We start from the raw sequence: 16,540 nt of genomic DNA, 5'->3' as shown, positions 1-16,540 counted from the left end.
TGGCACAAAGAATATAGTATTATATTATTATATTCACTGTGAATTGTAATTTTACGATTCCATTTTGGCGATAGATCCCAGGAATATGCAGCATATAAAACTTTTACTATCAGCTGTACTGATTTTCAGCCTCTCCGCAAACTCATTTGGTCAACGAAAACCAAAGAAAGTGGAGGACAGTGAAGATTCGTATAAGACTTTCACCTCATTCGGTGTAACAACCAATACCAACTCAGGGATTCTCGGAGGAGCCGTTTTTCGGCAATCTTCTGCCTTGTCCTCCAAATTCAGAGGAAATAACCAATACCGGTATCTGGCAGTTGAGTTGGTAAATGTGAAACATCCGAAGGAAATCTCTCAACAGGTTTTCGTGACGGGCGCACGTCTGACTTACGGCAAGGAAAACTACCTTTTTGTAATCCGTCCGGAATATGGCCGGGAAGTAACTTTGTTCAGTCGCCATGAGGATGAAGGAATCTCAATCAGTGCCATTCTTGCAGCAGGGCCGTCGATAGGCCTAGAAAAACCTTATATGATTCAGTATCAAGGAACTGACGGCAGAGTTACAACTAAGCCGTTTGACCCGAATTCAACGGCCAGCATTGTTGGAGCAGGCAGCTTTTTTGCAGGTTTCGGACAAATGAAAATCATTCCGGGTCTTCACGCCAAAGCGGCTTTGAGTTTTGAATTGAGTGCCTTTCGCGACAATGTAACCGGAATCGAGGTTGGATTCCTTACAGAGGCTTTCGCCCGAAAACCGCAGATCATGGCTGTTGCAGAAAATAAGAACTTTTTCACTTCTGGTTTTATAACTTTGTACTTCGGTACGAAAAAGAGATAAAACCTACGTACGTCAAATTTTAAAGGGGGCTTCGAGCCAGTTTCGTTAAATAATTATGATTGAATTACCAGTAATACCGTCAGAACGAAAAAAACGTCCGGACTGGTTGCGGGTGAAGTTACCCGCAGGACCTGAGTTCAGAAAAGTACGTCAGCTAGTAGATAATTATAAGCTTCATACAATTTGTGAGAGTGGAAGTTGTCCCAATATGGGAGAATGCTGGGGTGCCGGAACCGCCACTTTTATGATACTCGGCAATGTTTGTACCCGAAGCTGCAGTTTTTGCGCCGTTGCCACCGGTAGACCAAACGAGTATGATACCGACGAGCCACGCCGGGTTGCAGAAGCGATTCAGCTGATGCAGGTGAAGCACGCGGTCATTACCTCCGTAAACCGTGACGAACTAAAGGATCGGGGGGCAGAGATATGGTATCAGACGGTTATTCAGGTGAAGAAAAACACACCCGAAACCACCATTGAAACTCTGATTCCGGATGTAAAAAACAACTGGGACGCCTTGATCCGTATGATCGAGGGTGGACAGGAAGTGGTTTCTCATAACATGGAAACGGTACAACGCTTATACAGGGCCGTTCGTCCGCAAGCCAAATATGAGCGTAGCCTGGAGCAGATCAAAAGAACAAAGGAATACGGTCAACGCACCAAATCCGGAATTATGCTCGGCCTGGGAGAAACTCAGGACGAAGTTCATAAAGCCATGGATGATCTGGCCGCTCATGGACTAGATATCCTTACCTTGGGACAATACCTTCAGCCCACCAAAATGCACCATGAGGTAATCGAATGGATCACGCCTGAAATGTTTGAAAACTACAAAGAGGAAGGTTTGAAGAGAGGATTGAAATATGTGGAGTCCGGACCTTTGGTAAGATCCAGCTATCATGCCGAGCGGCACGTAAATGTGCCCATTTAAAGACTAAATAATATTTACAATAAACGAAACCCCAGAATCGATAGACTTTCTGGGGTTTCAGGTTTTTGATAGGGTAATTGTATTCGTTCTCAGTCGTTTTGTGGCTTAAAAATTTGGTTAAGTTCTTAAAAAAATTCAATTTTGCGCCGCAGTAATATTGAAGATGTCTGCTACACACAAACTAATTATTATTTCCAAAACTATTTTTTATGCCATATTTATTTACCTCGGAATCTGTTTCCGAAGGTCACCCGGACAAAGTGGCGGATCAGATATCCGATGCACTGATTGACAATTTCTTAGCCTGGGATGCCACTAGTAAAGTTGCCTGTGAAACATTAGTTACAACCGGACAGGTTGTACTTGCCGGAGAAGTGAAAACTAACACTTATCTGGATGTCCAAAAAATTGCGCGCGAGGTAATCCGTAAAATTGGCTATACCAAAAGTGAATACATGTTTGAGGCAAACTCATGCGGTATTCTCTCTGCAATTCACGACCAGAGTGCTGATATCAACCAGGGTGTTGACAGAGTCGTTTCTACCGAAAGCTTTGAGGAAAAAGCAAATGCACAAGGCGCGGGTGACCAGGGTATGATGTTCGGATATGCGACAAAAGAAACTGAGAACTATATGCCATTGGCGTTGGATCTTGCGCACAAAATTTTGCAGGAACTTTCGTCAATCAGAAATAATGAACCAAATGTTATTGGCTACTTGCGTCCGGACGCAAAATCGCAGGTAACGATTGAATATAGCGACGATAACGTACCTCAAAGAATTGACAGTATCGTTGTTTCAACACAACATGATGACTTTGATTCCGAAGCAACAATGCTTGCAAAAATCAAGTCGGATATTATCAGCATTGTAATTCCTCGTGTTAAGGCTACTTTGAAACCGGAATTACAAAGCCTTTTCAATGACGATATAAAATACCATATCAATCCAACCGGAAAGTTTGTGATCGGTGGGCCTCATGGCGATACAGGTCTTACGGGCCGCAAAATTATCGTTGATACATACGGCGGTAAGGGTGCTCATGGTGGTGGCGCATTCTCCGGTAAAGATCCTTCGAAAGTAGACAGGTCTGCGGCTTATGCGACTCGCCATATTGCGAAAAACATGGTAGCTTCCGGTCTTTGCGACGAAGTACTCGTTCAGGTTTCCTATGCAATTGGTGTTGCGGAGCCTTGTGGTTTGTATATCAATACTTACGGAACTGCGAAAGTAGCGGATAATGATGGAGCAATCGCAGATAAAATCGGCAAGATATTCGACTTACGTCCATATGCGATTGAGCAACGTCTGAAATTACGGAATCCGATTTATTCAGAAACTGCGGCTTATGGCCATATGGGAAGAAAGAACGAAACAGTTACCAAAATATTCAGAGGTGCTAACGGAGAAGAGAAACAAGTTGAAGTTGAACTATTTACATGGGAAAAACTGGACTTTGTGGACAATATAAAAGCCGCTTTCGAGTTATAGTAACGAGAAGAATAAAATTCTAAAAGGGCGGCCTTGGTGCCGTCCTTTTTTGTTTCCTATCTTTATTGCGCATATTATTGGAGTAAACTTCCTCCGACCCGTTTTTTTGAAACCCACGTCATGCAAAATCTAAAAGTAAAATTTACCAATTCGGACAACACTAAATTTTTTCACGTTTTAAGGCAGCGGGTTGATAATTATTTTGTAACTAACAATTTGTGCAAAACGGGAGGCAATCAACTATTGTTCAAAGCAATGTTCATGCTGGCCCTTTATCTCATCCCTTATTTCCTTATCCTGTTTACGTCTTTATCTACGCCTTTACTTTTGCTTTTAGCAGTTATCATGGGCTTCGGAGTAGCCGGAGTGGGTATGTCTGTCATGCACGATGCCATTCATGGTTCTCTGGCAAAATCAAAGATCCTGAACAAGATTTTGGGCGGGAGCATTTACCTGCTTGGCGGGAATGCGTATAACTGGGAGGTTCAACACAATAGACTTCATCATACTTATACCAATATTCATGAGGTAGACGAAGATATTACCGGCAAATTCCTGCTTCGACTCTCTTATCAGGAAAAACAAAAGGCACTTCATCGCTTTCAACACATTTATGCATTCTTTCTATATAGTCTGATGACGATTTCTTTTCTATGGAAAGATTTCAAAGAGATTGGGCTATTTAACAAATTGTCAGAATCCGGACTTACGAAAAAATTTCCTCGAAAAGAGTATATCACGCTTATAGTGACCAAAATAGCCTACGCAATTTTCATATGCGCTATTCCACTGCTAGTTACTGACCTCACATTTGGGCAATGGTTTATCGGATTCATGATCATGCACTTCACAGCTGGAATGATATTGAGCACCGTTTTTCAGATGGCTCATGTAGTAGAAGGAGTATCTCAGCCAATTCCCGACAATTCCGGATGTATCGAAAATGCCTGGGCAGTTCATCAGCTAGTGACCACATCCAATTTTGCAGGTAAAAATCGTGCACTTTCATGGTATATCGGTGGCTTGGATTATCAAATTGAACATCACTTGTTCCCATCCATATCCCATATCCATTACAATGCAATTTCGCCGATCATTCGCGAAACGGCGGAAGAATTCGGGCATGTATATAATGCAAAAGCCAACTTCCAAAGTGCGCTGGGATCACATATAAGAATGCTTAAATCAATGGGACACGAAGCTATCAACCCCGTTAAATCTCAGGTGGAAGCACTCGTCGAAACTTATTAATATAAAAGTTGAATGACAGAGCAGGGGTTTATATTAACGGAAAAGTATTTTGAGGAAAGCGCCAGACCCTTTCAATGAATGACCAATACCTGGCGGCACCTACTCCTGACCAAACTTTTCAGTAAAGATAATCCCCCTTTCAACCAATTGACCAATTCCTGACAGCAACCTTAACTGTCATACTTACTACACTTCTTCCAGCTCACTATCATGAGCGATCTGCTCTATCATTCTCATTTTCTCATAATTCCTGTCCCGTGACAGGTAGGTGTATATGGCTGGAATAACGTACAGCGTCAGTACCAGCGAGAACAGCAATCCACCCATAATGACAATCCCCATCGACATGCGGCTCTGACCGGCCGAACCTAGCGCCATAGCAATCGGCAAGGCGCCTAATATCGTGGCAAGACTGGTCATCAGAATAGGTCTGAAACGTAGCGTGGCGGCTTCCAGTGCTGCCTCCTTCTTAGTTCTGCCCTGTTCCCTCAATTGATTGGCAAACTCCACAATCAGGATACCGTTTTTGGTTACCAAACCGATCAGCATAATCATCCCGATCTGGCTGAAAATGTTAAGCGTCTGATCAAAAAGCCAAAGCGAGAACACCGCGCCACCAATCGCCAAAGGAACGGTGATCATGATGATAAACGGATCAACGAAGCTTTCAAACTGACCAGCAAGGATAAAGTATATCAAAATAAGAGCAAGAAAAAACGAGAACATCGTATTGGAAGAACTTTCTGCATAATCTCTTGACGAACCACTTAACGAAGTTTGAATAACTTCATCATGCAACTTGTCTCTGATCCTGTCCATGGCCGCAATACCGTCTCCGATTGTTTTTCCCGGAGCCAACGCTGCCTGAACCGTCGCACTCATGTATCGGTTGAAATGGTAAAGCTGCGGTGGGCTACTTTCCTCAGTTGCTTCAACAATGTTATCCAGCTGAACCAAAGAACCCGTATTTGTTTTCACAAACATACTTTTCAAATCCAGCGGCTCGTCGCGGTTTTCGCGATCATATTGACCAATTACCTGATATTGACGTCCGTTCATCGTAAAATAACCAAAACGTTGTCCGGCAAAAGCTAATTGCATCGTTTGCGCCACATCCTGAACCGATACGCCTAATGATTTGGCCTTCTCCCTGTCAATAGTGATCTGCAGCTCCGGTTTGCTGAATTTCAGGTTCACGTCGGTAATAGCGAATGTCGGATCCTCTCCCACCAGCTCCATAAACTTCGGAACATATTCCCGTAACTTCTCAAAATCAGGTGCCTGAATTACATACTGGACCGGAAGACCACCCCTCGAGTCGACCGATATAGTCTGTTGCTGAACCACAAATGACTTAGCATCAGGCATTTGTTTTAATTTTTTATTCACAAAATCAGCGATATCCTGCTGACTTTCCTGTCTTTCCATTTTATCAACCAGCGCAATCCGGCCACTCCCGGCGTTGACAGCACCTAATCCTGAATTTCCGGGGGAAGTAATCAGCATCAATCCTTTTCTGCCAGGCATAGAGTCCATCAGCATCTGACCAACCTTCTGAACATAGTTATCGGTGAACTCGTAAGAAGCGCCTTCGGGAGCTGTTATCGTAAGGCGAAACCAATTTCTATCGTCAAGGGGTGCAAGTTCTGATTGTAACCCTTTTCCAAAAAAATAGATCATCCCAAGTGTGATGGCGACCAACGGAAATGCAACCCATCTGATTTTGAGGAAGTCGGCCAGCGCAGTGCTGTAATTGGTGGTGATACGCTCAAAGAACGGCTCCGTCTTTTCATAGAACCAGCTCTTCTTATGTGACTTACGAACCAGATATGCATTCAGCATCGGCGTAAGTGTCAATGATACGAATGCCGAGATAAGCACCGCAGCAGATATAACGATACCAAATTCACGGAATAGCTTTCCGACAAAGCCTTGCATAAAAATAACCGGAAGGAATACCGCAGCAAGGGTTATCGATGTGGATATTACCGCAAAAATAATCTCATTCGCGCCTTTAATCGCCGCTTCGATCGGACTCATCCCCTCTTCTATTTTCTTGAATATATTCTCCGTGACGACAATCCCGTCATCCACCACAAGTCCTGTTGCGAGCACAATAGCCAGCAGGGTTAATACATTGATCGAAAATCCCATGATATACATCACAAAAAAGGTTCCGATGAGCGAAACCGGGATATCAATCAAAGGCCGGAAAGCAATAAGCCAGTCGCGGAAGAACAGATAGATAATCAATACCACCAAAACAATCGCGATGAGCAGCGTCTCGCCAACTTCCTCTATTGATCTTTTAACAAAAATGGTATTATCGATCAAAGTATCAAGCTGATAATCTTTGGGAAGCTCCTTTTTGATATCCGCCATTCGCTTGTTCACCTCATCCGCAATGTTGATATAGTTCGCTCCAGGCATCGGGGAAATTGCCAAACCAATCATCGGCACGTTGTCAAGTCGAAGAACGGTTTCTTCATTTTCCGGACCCAATTGTGCGGATCCGATATCCCGTAAGTGTATTGCCTGCGTCGTCAGGTTTTTGACGATCATATTGTTAAAATCGTCCTCGGTTTTAAAGCGACCAATCGTGTTAACGGTAAGCTCAGTATTATTTCCCGCCAGTTTCCCACTCGGAAGTTCTACATTTTCTTTGTCGAGTGCGTCTTTGACGTCCTGGCTCGTAATGCCCAGCGACGCCATTTTTACAGGATCCATCCAGATCCGCATCGCATATTTCTTTTGTCCGAATATCCTGATTTCACTGACCCCTTCAATGGTCTGCAATCGCTGCGCGATCACGTTTTCGGCATAATCGCTCACTTCGAGGTGAGACCTTGTATCGCTTTTAAATGTAAGAACGATAATAGGTTCGGAGTTCGCATCAGCCTTGCTAACCACCGGCGGCCCGTCCAGATCGCGGGGAAGCGTACGTGAAGCAGAACTTACTTTATCGCGAACATCATTTGCAGCACGCTCCATATCCACACCAATATCAAACTCAACCGTAATCTGACTTGCCCCTTGACTACTCGTTGAGTTAATAGATTTGATTCCCTCAATACTATTCAGCTGCTTTTCAAGAGGTTCAGTAATTTGCGATTCAATAATATCCGCATTGGCTCCGGTATAGCTGGTCCTTATGGAAACAACTGGTGGATCAATGGATGGGAATTCCCTCATTCCCAAAAACTTATATCCCAGAAAACCGAACAAAATGATGAGAAGGTTCATCACGATGGCCAGTACCGGGCGCTTGATCGAAAGAGTGGATATACTCATTGAAGGTGGTGGCTTTGAGTAAAAGAAATTTCTTGAAATCGATTATTTGTTCACCTTCACAGATGCATCAGGCTTTAAAGCAATAATACCGGAAGTGATCAGGGAATCACCGGGCTGAAGACCCTCGATTACCTGAACCTGAGTATCTGTTCTGAGACCAGTAACAATCATTGCCTCGGTGGCTTTGCCGTTTTTCACAACAAATACCTTTTTACCTTTCAACACAGGAACAATCGCTTCCGACGGAATCATGATTGCATTTTTGTTCGCGGCAAGGTTCACTTTCACATTCACAAACATACCCGGAACAATCCGTCCTGATGGATTGGATGCCAAGGCTCTGACGCGCCTCGTTCTCAAAACTTCGTCTACCTTGGGATCCAGCGCAACGACTTTGGCTTCCGAATCAGAGCTGTTTGCATCAGTTCGAAATCTGATCACACTACCGATTTGAACTTCACCCGAATATTTTTCAGGAATGGTAAAATCAATTTTCACCGGATTATTCTGGACGATCGTCACGATTGAAGTCCCCGGGGCTACATATGCTCCTTCACTGATATTCTTCAGGCCGATCCTTCCATTGAACGGTGCCCTGATCTCTGTTTTTTCGAGTTGAGACTCCAACAATTCTTTGTCTGCATCCAATACCCTGATGTCGTTTGCCGTAATATCGTAATCCTGAAGGTTAATTGCCTCTATATTAAGAAGTTTCTTCTGCCTGGCCTCTATTTTTCTGGCTAAGTCCTGATTATATTCTATCTTTTGATACTGTGCTTTCAGGTCACGGTCGTTGATCTTAGCGATCAACTGGCCTTTGCTGACCACCGCGCCTTCAGTTATGCTCAATTTTACCAATCTTCCCGAAATTTCTGCTTTCAAGTCTACTTCTTCATTTGGCAAAACCGTTCCAGAGGCAAATATTTCGTTCTCCACAGACTGCCTGCCCACTACATAAACATTCACTGGTATCGCACCACCGGACTTCCCTTCGCTCTTCCCAGCGCTCTTTCCACTTTCGGGCTTATCCTTTCCCGGTTTTGAGAAGATGAACAGCTTGCCCAACACCAAAGCGATAATTACTCCACCAATCAATAAAACGGTACGCATAACAGTATAAAAAGTTTCAGTACAATTTATTTCTCGAAATGTTATATTTTTAATTCAATAGTATTAAAGGTACTATATATTGAACAAAGTAGAAAGGAGTGAATTATACTTTGCCTGATGGCCATATTAACAAGATTTAATTTCGCATTTTTCGAAAAACAGCACCCGATCAGGCAATTGCACTATCACCAAATAATCATATTTAGGATTTGATTCAGCTGTCAAATTTTGTCGTAAACCTCCCTTAATTTGTCCCTTTTACCCCTGTTTAGTTAAGTTTAATATCAGCAACTTTACAATACGATAAGGGTATTTATTCCAAGATTAATCCTTGACAATTTTAAAATCCATCTAAAACTATATTCAAAAGGCACATGAACGAAGAAGTAACGCAATACATCAACAAGCTGCCGTCCTGGCAAGTTGATGTATGTGAAAAACTACGGAAAATAGTATTTACTGCCATTCCTGAAGTACAGGAACGGATTCAGTATAGTAAACCTCATTACCTCAAAAATGGCAGCTACGCTGCTGTCATTACCGCCTCCAAAGACAAGGTCTCTTTTATGATCTTTAACGCAACAGAGCTGGATGAAATCGGTACTTTCTTCAAAGCAACCACCGCCCCGGACCGCAAAACTGTGACAATTAAGCAGGATACAGATGTGGATTATGATTTGCTTTCCGACTTGCTGAAAAAGGCGTCTGATACCATATGATGTTTAAACGCGGTTCTCGCTTTGGTAACGCTGAGTAAGAGGGCGGTTTTCTATTGCTGCGTCCTCTGCGTATAACTCCCATTACTCTGCGTTTAAACTTATTCGTGAATGGATAATGAATTAACAGCAAGCACCTTTCTGGAAATACTTAACGATTATAAGTCAGATATTGAACTGACTAAAATTCAACGGTATTTCAAACCAGAGGATGGTCAAGAAGATGATGTATTTATCGGTGTCAGAATGGGTCAGGTATTTGATTTAGCCAAGGAGTTTGTGCAAATGCCTCTCAATGAGATTGAGTTATTACTGGAGAGTCCGGTTCATGAGGGTCGCGCTGGTGCGGTAAGTATTATGGATTTTCAGGCGAGAGATAAAAAAGTATCTCCTGCCCGCAAAAAAGAACTCTTTGATTTATACATCCGTCGCCATGATCGCATCAACAGCTGGGACCTGGTCGACCGGGCGGCACCGTATGTTGTTGGGGGATATCTGGCAGACAAACCGCGAGATATATTATACCAGCTGGCCATATCCAAAAGCACATGGGAACGGCGGACGGCGATTGTCAGCACGTATTTCTTTATCCGAAAAAATGACTTGGAGGACACATTCAAAATTGCTGAAATACTGCTTTACGACGAACACGATCTCATTCAGAAGGCGGTAGGCGCCTGGATACGTGAAGCCGGGAAAAGAGATCCAAACCGACTTCTGGACTTCCTGGATAACTATGCACTCACCATGCCTCGGGTGGCACTAAGAAATGCCACCGAACATTTGGACGCGAGCGACAGAACCTATTATCTGGGTTTAAAAACCAAAGGATGAGATCGCTAAACCGAAATGTCGCGAACAGATTCCTGAATTTTGCGAATAGCCGTCACGAACGACTCCATATCCTCTTTTTCACCCAACATGGCATGTTGTAAAATCCAGACAGCCTCCGTCTCACAAGCCAGCTCGGCGACAGGACATACTACCTGACTATAATCGGCTGTTTCTGGAATGGCATAACACATAAAATTTTTGTTCTGGAAAAGCGGCTGTTTATACAGTGGATGAGGATATCCCCGGAAACTGGGAACACCTTCCGCTACCAGCATTTCTGTAAATTTATTTTTAGGAATATCTCCGAATTTAGAAGCGTCGTATTTAAAAATATAGATATGATACGAATGCATGGTTATATCCTCTCCTCTTGACAAGGGCGTGATGCCTTCAACCTCCTCCAATAACCGATTCAGATATAACCCATTATCATTTCGCTTTTGAGTTTGATCTTCCAGTCGTTTAAGTTGGGACGACAGCAAGACCGCCTGCATTTGCGTGATCCGATAATTACAGCCGGGATTATAATGGTCGTACCACTGACCACCTTCCACGCGACCAACATTCCTCAACGAACGCATGGTTTGATACAAATCGTCGTCATCCGTGATTACAATCCCGCCTTCACCTGACGTCAGGTTTTTGGATGACTGGAAACTAAAACTTCCGACATCCCCAATAGTACCCAGCTTTTTTCCCTTGTATTCCGCTCCATGCGCATGCGCCGCATCCTCGATTACTCTTAAGTTACGACGCTTTGCAATTTCCATAATCGCATCCATATCACAAGCCAGCCCTCCGAAATGAACCGGTATAATCGCCTTGGTTCGTTCGGTAATAGCCTCTTCAATTTTGGCCGGATCAAGATTATAGGTATCGGGCTGAATATCAACAAAAACCGGAACACAATTACATTCGATAACTGTGGAAGCGGTCGCAATGAAAGTGTACGGCGGCACAATCACTTCATCACCTGGCTTGACACCAATGGCTATCAATGCAAGTCGAAGCGATACAGAACCGTTAACGCAGGTTATTGCATATTTGCTCCCACAATAAGCTGCAAATTCCTGCTCAAACTTTTCGACTTCATCCCCGCAATCAGGGTTTCCCCACTTACCACTTGCCACCACTTCCGTCACCGCATCTATATCCTCCTGATTATATACTGGCCACTCAAAAGTCTTTTTTACCGTCACCTCACCACCGTTAATTGCCAACAGATCCTTCATCATTTTATTCTAAACAAGTTTATATGCGTAGTACCGACAACGGGAATTTTCAGGCCATTTCTATGGCGAAAAATGCTGCGGATAGCCCGTTTCTGTTGGACATCTGTATTTACTAAAAATCGCCAATAACCTTGTGATTTCAATAACCTTCACCAAAAACACCTGGTCGTAAACATGAACCGCCAATTACTTTACTCATTACTTTTATCAGGAATTTCACTCGGCACTGCATGGGCCATACGTGGTCAGTTTGGGCACGAACAGGGAGCTGCATGGGCGGGAGCTATTGGCGGGCTGGCGATTGTATTGATATCAAAGCGGAAGGACTGGTATGACAGGGCGTTTCAATTGGCACTTGCTTCCGCAGCGGGTTGGGGTGTAACAGGCATCATCAGCTATGGACAAGTGGTAGGATATGGCCGAAGCAGCGATTTCGGAAATGCTTTTTATGGCTTGTTGATGTTGTTTATCATCGGTGGATTGTTTGGGTTAATGGGTGGCGGGATGTTTGGACTCACACTTTCGGACACAAAAGAAAACCCTGTGAAGTGGTCGCGATTATTGACTGAAATGACCGCCGGCGCGCTGATATTCTATTATTTTCTTATTGAAGAACTAGGCTGGCTCATGACGCCACCGCGTTCCGAAGCTTGGGCGGGCGCTTTGGGTATGTTCGTCGCCTTGCTCTGGTATATGATCCGCCATAATCACACGCAGGCCATTCGGTTGGCAATCATCACCGGGCTGGGTGCGGGATTCGGATTTGCTTTTGGAAATTTCTTACAGGTCCTGGGCAGCACTTCGGGTTTCAAATTCAACTTCTGGAATGTAATGGAATATTCCATCGGTTTCTTCGGCGGCGTTGGCATGGCATATGGCACCTTCACTTCTACATGGCCGGAAACTCGTCACCTAGGTGGTAAGCAACGTGTTATAATCCCGCTCATTATCGTCGTTCTGATTATCCCTTTTCTGGTTTGGGACCAATCTTTTGACTCGAACCGGATATCCGAATATGTCCAAAACATTTCCCCAGGTTCAGATATCCTGGCCATAACGCGAAACGTGCAGTGGGTATCGTTTATTCTTGTACTATCCATATCCGCGCTTTCAATTTACTATTTCTATCTCAAAAACGCTTCAACCGAAACAAACATATCCGAAAACGATTTATACATTTCCATATTGATATATCTTGGTTTATATATCATTTACAGCTTCCTGATCACGGGTGCTTTCATGAGTTTGTATCGTCCTGAACAATATCTGTATATCCTCAATTTTTTCGCAATCTTCTTTCTCATTAAAAAATCAGATCCAGTCTTCACTGACCGTGGATTAAACGTTAGCCGCTGGGCTATTAATTTACTGTTCGTCTTGGTAATTATTGCGCTGTGCACAGCGATTGCTGTTAGTAGCCACGGCCCGCTCAATGGGGCTCATGATCGGTTTTAGGCGATTTTGTTCAGTTATTACATTTTTCTTTATGACAAACATAAACCCTCTTTCGGACTTGGAATGGGATATCCTCTCATATCCATTTTCCGCTAACATTTTACTTCTCAGTAAGTAACCACTGGATAATTTTATCAAACTAACTCGCATATGATTGGTATTTATAATCAATCATATGCTTTTTTGCTTTATCCACCTAGCAACCAACTTTCTCACCTGAATAATACCTCATGAACCCATTTTGTTTGACCAATCATCAAATAAATAAGCACCTAAGACTCTTCTGCACACTATTTTCTTATTTATTTTCCCTATTTTTTACTGTAACAAATGCGTCCGAAACTAATCACAATTGAAAACATCTACTTTTCAATTTAACCAACTCAACTAACCCCCTCGTAACCTATGAAGTATTTTACGCCTGAGACTTCATCTACCAGTGCCCTAACGAAAACACTTTTACTATCACTTCTCCTTTTACTTTCTCTCGAATCATTTGCCCAGACATTGGAGTCTGATCGGCTTGCATTAGTTGATTTGTATAATGCCACTAATGGAGACTATTGGAATAATCGATCCGGTTGGTCGGTACCTGGCATCCCTGGTGATAATCCCTGTAGTTGGTCAGGCATTTCGTGTGAGAACGGAAGAGTAACGTCAATTGCAATGTCCGGCAATAATCTTGCGGGGAAAATTCCTGAATCTTTAACTACAATGAGTGCACTAAAATACCTTTATTTCGCTGGTAATGTTATATCAGGCTATATCCCTGCCGACATTGGCGATTTGTCGAATTTGAGGCATTTGGAAATGAGCAGTAATACTGAATTGTTAGGTGAGATACCAACATCAATTGGTAAATTACATCTTCTGGAGATGCTCAGTATAAACGATACAAGAATTGGCGGAAAAATCCCTGCCGGGTTGGGAACGCTTACTCAGCTAAAAACGATTTCACTTACTTCAAATCAATTATATGGCCCAATTCCGAAAGAGTTAGGTAATTTATTTCAATTGAACGGGCTCTTGTTGTCCAGAAATCAACTCTCAGGCGATATTCCTGATGAACTTGGAAACATTGCTTCACTCACTTCCCTCAATTTGGGTTATAATAACCTAACTGGCCCAATCCCCTCTTCGTTTGGAAATTTAACGAATCTGGCATATCTCTATCTGGAGTCCAATAAGCTTTCGGGTGTTATACCAGATTTGAGCATGATATCGACATCCTGCGAGATCAATATTACTTCCAATCATTTCACGTTCGATGGTATGGAGCCCAATATTACCAAGCTGGATTATTATGGCCCCCAAAAGGAATTTCCATTAACTAACGATGGTGGACTTTTAAGGGCAAACGTGGGAGGATCCGCTGCAAATAACATTTACCGTTGGTATAAAAATGGCATTTTGGTGGCCACTAATAATGTCACCGATCTGTTTGCCGCCATTGGTGATGGAACCTACCGGGCAGAGATAACTAGCAGTGTGGCATCTTCCCTGACGTTGGTGAGTGAGGATTATATCGTTGGACCTGATAACTTAGAAAGCGACAGACAGGCATTATTGGCTTTTTATCTTGAAACGAAAGGATGGGCATGGGTTGCAAAATACGGCTGGAATAACCCGGGCAATGCAGGTGATTCTCCATGCAGCTGGTATGGGGTTGGATGCACCGGAGGCCGAGTAACAGAACTGCAGTTACAAAGCAACAATTTGAATGGTATAATTACGCCTGAACTGAAAAACCTCAAAAAACTTAAATCTTTAAGAATCAACGAAAATCCCTTGCTATCCGGAAAAATGCCTTCTTCGCTGGGAGAACTCAGCCAACTGGAAACGGTGGATCTCCAGAGTAATAATTTATCCGGAATCATTCCATCATCGCTTGGGGAACTCCCGAAATTAAGATTACTATTACTGGGGAATAACCACATTGGAGGCCCCATACCGCCGGAGCTTGGACAATTGCAGGCACTCGAAATCCTCGAATTATCTCAAAATGAATTTGTTGGAACTGTTCCCGAAGAGATTGGAAGGCTATCAAACCTATGGTTCTTAAACTTGTATGACAATTTGGTCACAGGACAAATACCTGCTCAAATAGGAAACCTTCCCGCGTTAAAATGGTTTGATTTATCAGTAAACCAATTAACTGGAGAAATTCCGAGCGGATTTGGGAATCTTCCGGAATTGCAAATCTTCAGCCTGAATCTCAACAAACTTTCCGGTTCAATTCCAGCATCATTGACCAATGCGACTAATCTCGATTATCTCAGTGTGGGATACAACTCGCTAACTGGCCCCGTTCCCGCTAACATTGGAAATTTGTCAAAATTAAAAATATTAGCAATAGCAGGAAATAAACTCGATGGCACTCTACCTTCATCTATTGCAAACCTCACAAATCTGGAAAATGTTTATTTGGACCATAATAATTTTTCCGGATCGTTTCCGGGAGGCGAAGAAAACTGGAGTAAGGTAACAATCTTAAGAGCTAACCATAACCGATTTGATGGACTTCCGTCCTTAACAAGTGTTCCCATATCAGCGGAAGTCAGTTTCAACGACAACTATCTTACATTTGACGCGCTTGAACCTAATTTTTCCAAAATCGATGCGTATTCACCTCAAGCAAAAATCCCGATATATACCTCTGGAAATTTGCTTTATGTGAACGCAGGTGGCACTGTAGCGAACAACATTTATTATTGGTATAAGGATGATAATCTAGTGGCTACGCTTTCCGACACGATCGCCTTCAACATGACCGGACCAGGAAAGTATAGGGCAGATATAGTAAATAGCCTTGCAGGCAATGTCAGACTTGTGAGCGAGGATTACATTCAAAATAATTCCCTTCCCGTCCAACTCGTAAACTTTACCGCAAGAAAATCCGGCGAATCGAATTTGTTACGTTGGTCTACCACCGCAGAGATCAATAATTCAGGATTTGAAATTGAGCGGAGCAGTGACACCAGAAAGTTTGAAAAAATTGGTTTTCTGGATGGAAAAGGAGAATCCAAAGATCTTGAAACCTACCAGTTTTTGGATAAAGAACCGCTTCCTGTGAGCTACTATCGGTTAAAACAAATCGATTTTGATGGAAAATCTTCTAACTCAAGAATTGTGCAGGTCACCTCAGATGTACAGGTTCTCAAGCTTTATCCGAATCCGGCCAAAGATATTCTCACCATCGAGACTTCGGGTACTGCCAAATCGATTGAGATATACAATTTGAAAGGAACGAAGATATTGGAAAGACCTATAATGGACCTGCAAACCGTTTCAACTACAAACTGGCCAATCGGAACGTACGTCATCAGAAACGGCGACAAATCCGAAAAGGTCGTTGTTGAGAAATAGGATTTCACATTTAAAGAGGG

At 43.0% G+C, this 16,540-nt stretch carries 11 protein-coding genes; 8 read left to right on the top strand and 3 right to left on the bottom strand.

Features of this window, described 5'->3' with window-relative positions; translation table 11 throughout:
* Positions 1 to 85 precede the first annotated feature (85 nt).
* From AC1XUD_RS15040 to AC1XUD_RS15025, 4 genes are all read left to right on the top strand, one after another.
* Positions 86 to 841 (top strand): hypothetical protein, encoded by a 756-nt coding sequence (locus AC1XUD_RS15040; protein WP_483361845.1) that lies wholly within the window; start codon positions 86 to 88, stop codon positions 839 to 841.
* 55 nt (positions 842 to 896) lie between these two features.
* Positions 897 to 1,775 (top strand): lipoyl synthase, encoded by an 879-nt coding sequence (lipA, locus tag AC1XUD_RS15035; protein ID WP_483361844.1) that lies wholly within the window; start codon positions 897 to 899, stop codon positions 1,773 to 1,775.
* A gap of 209 nt (positions 1,776 to 1,984) precedes the next feature.
* Complete coding sequence (metK, locus tag AC1XUD_RS15030) at positions 1,985 to 3,265, top strand: methionine adenosyltransferase (RefSeq protein ID WP_483361843.1); 1,281 nt, start codon at positions 1,985 to 1,987, stop codon at positions 3,263 to 3,265.
* Between the two features lie 120 nt (positions 3,266 to 3,385).
* Positions 3,386 to 4,516 carry a fatty acid desaturase family protein gene (locus tag AC1XUD_RS15025; protein WP_483361842.1) on the top strand — a complete coding sequence of 377 codons (1,131 nt, stop codon included), beginning with the start codon at positions 3,386 to 3,388 and terminating at the stop codon, positions 4,514 to 4,516.
* A gap of 186 nt (positions 4,517 to 4,702) precedes the next feature.
* Here the strand turns inward: AC1XUD_RS15025 and AC1XUD_RS15020 are convergent, their stop codons facing one another.
* Together AC1XUD_RS15020 and AC1XUD_RS15015 are read right to left on the bottom strand one after the other, a co-directional pair.
* Positions 4,703 to 7,807, bottom strand: a complete 3,105-nt coding sequence (locus AC1XUD_RS15020) for an efflux RND transporter permease subunit (RefSeq protein ID WP_483361841.1) — start codon at positions 7,805 to 7,807, stop codon at positions 4,703 to 4,705.
* A gap of 42 nt (positions 7,808 to 7,849) precedes the next feature.
* The gene (locus AC1XUD_RS15015) at positions 7,850 to 8,917 is read right to left on the bottom strand and encodes an efflux RND transporter periplasmic adaptor subunit (protein WP_483361840.1); all 1,068 of its coding nucleotides are present in this window, start codon (positions 8,915 to 8,917) and stop codon (positions 7,850 to 7,852) included.
* Between the two features lie 374 nt (positions 8,918 to 9,291).
* On the opposite strand from AC1XUD_RS15015, the gene AC1XUD_RS15010 reads away from it, so the two are divergent.
* Positions 9,292 to 9,636, top strand: coding sequence for a DUF1801 domain-containing protein (locus tag AC1XUD_RS15010; protein ID WP_483361839.1), 345 nt, complete (start codon positions 9,292 to 9,294; stop codon positions 9,634 to 9,636).
* Between the two features lie 108 nt (positions 9,637 to 9,744).
* The gene (locus tag AC1XUD_RS15005) at positions 9,745 to 10,467 is read left to right on the top strand and encodes a DNA alkylation repair protein (RefSeq protein WP_483361838.1); all 723 of its coding nucleotides are present in this window, start codon (positions 9,745 to 9,747) and stop codon (positions 10,465 to 10,467) included.
* Positions 10,468 to 10,472: 5 nt separating this feature from the next.
* On the opposite strand, the gene AC1XUD_RS15000 is transcribed toward AC1XUD_RS15005, so the two are convergent.
* Complete coding sequence (locus tag AC1XUD_RS15000) at positions 10,473 to 11,702, bottom strand: DegT/DnrJ/EryC1/StrS family aminotransferase (RefSeq protein WP_483361837.1); 1,230 nt, start codon at positions 11,700 to 11,702, stop codon at positions 10,473 to 10,475.
* A gap of 171 nt (positions 11,703 to 11,873) precedes the next feature.
* Here AC1XUD_RS15000 and AC1XUD_RS14995 point away from each other — a divergent pair, with 171 nt between their 5' ends.
* Positions 11,874 to 13,154: a hypothetical protein gene (locus AC1XUD_RS14995; RefSeq protein ID WP_483361836.1), complete on the top strand. Its 1,281-nt coding sequence runs from the start codon at positions 11,874 to 11,876 to the stop codon at positions 13,152 to 13,154.
* 405 nt (positions 13,155 to 13,559) lie between these two features.
* Positions 13,560 to 16,520 (top strand): leucine-rich repeat domain-containing protein, encoded by a 2,961-nt coding sequence (locus AC1XUD_RS14990; RefSeq protein WP_483361835.1) that lies wholly within the window; start codon positions 13,560 to 13,562, stop codon positions 16,518 to 16,520.
* Positions 16,521 to 16,540: the final 20 nt, after the last annotated feature.

It is taken from the genome of Dyadobacter sp. HNCC25DJ184, from assembly GCF_056895215.1.
The sequence above is the reverse complement of the archived record's forward strand: the minus strand, read 5'-3'. Positions and strand labels throughout refer to the sequence as shown.

What these genes read in the sequence shown, in the direction of transcription:
- AC1XUD_RS15040 (WP_483361845.1), top strand. Translation starts at nt 86, where the DNA reads ATGCAGCATATAAAACTTTTACTATCAGCTGTACTGATTTTCAGCCTC.
- lipA (WP_483361844.1), top strand. Translation starts at nt 897, where the DNA reads ATGATTGAATTACCAGTAATACCGTCAGAACGAAAAAAACGTCCGGAC.
- metK (WP_483361843.1), top strand. Translation starts at nt 1,985, where the DNA reads ATGCCATATTTATTTACCTCGGAATCTGTTTCCGAAGGTCACCCGGAC.
- AC1XUD_RS15025 (WP_483361842.1), top strand. Translation starts at nt 3,386, where the DNA reads ATGCAAAATCTAAAAGTAAAATTTACCAATTCGGACAACACTAAATTT.
- AC1XUD_RS15020 (WP_483361841.1), bottom strand. Translation starts at nt 7,807, where the DNA reads ATGAGTATATCCACTCTTTCGATCAAGCGCCCGGTACTGGCCATCGTG.
- AC1XUD_RS15015 (WP_483361840.1), bottom strand. Translation starts at nt 8,917, where the DNA reads ATGCGTACCGTTTTATTGATTGGTGGAGTAATTATCGCTTTGGTGTTG.
- AC1XUD_RS15010 (WP_483361839.1), top strand. Translation starts at nt 9,292, where the DNA reads ATGAACGAAGAAGTAACGCAATACATCAACAAGCTGCCGTCCTGGCAA.
- AC1XUD_RS15005 (WP_483361838.1), top strand. Translation starts at nt 9,745, where the DNA reads ATGGATAATGAATTAACAGCAAGCACCTTTCTGGAAATACTTAACGAT.
- AC1XUD_RS15000 (WP_483361837.1), bottom strand. Translation starts at nt 11,702, where the DNA reads ATGATGAAGGATCTGTTGGCAATTAACGGTGGTGAGGTGACGGTAAAA.
- AC1XUD_RS14995 (WP_483361836.1), top strand. Translation starts at nt 11,874, where the DNA reads ATGAACCGCCAATTACTTTACTCATTACTTTTATCAGGAATTTCACTC.
- AC1XUD_RS14990 (WP_483361835.1), top strand. Translation starts at nt 13,560, where the DNA reads ATGAAGTATTTTACGCCTGAGACTTCATCTACCAGTGCCCTAACGAAA.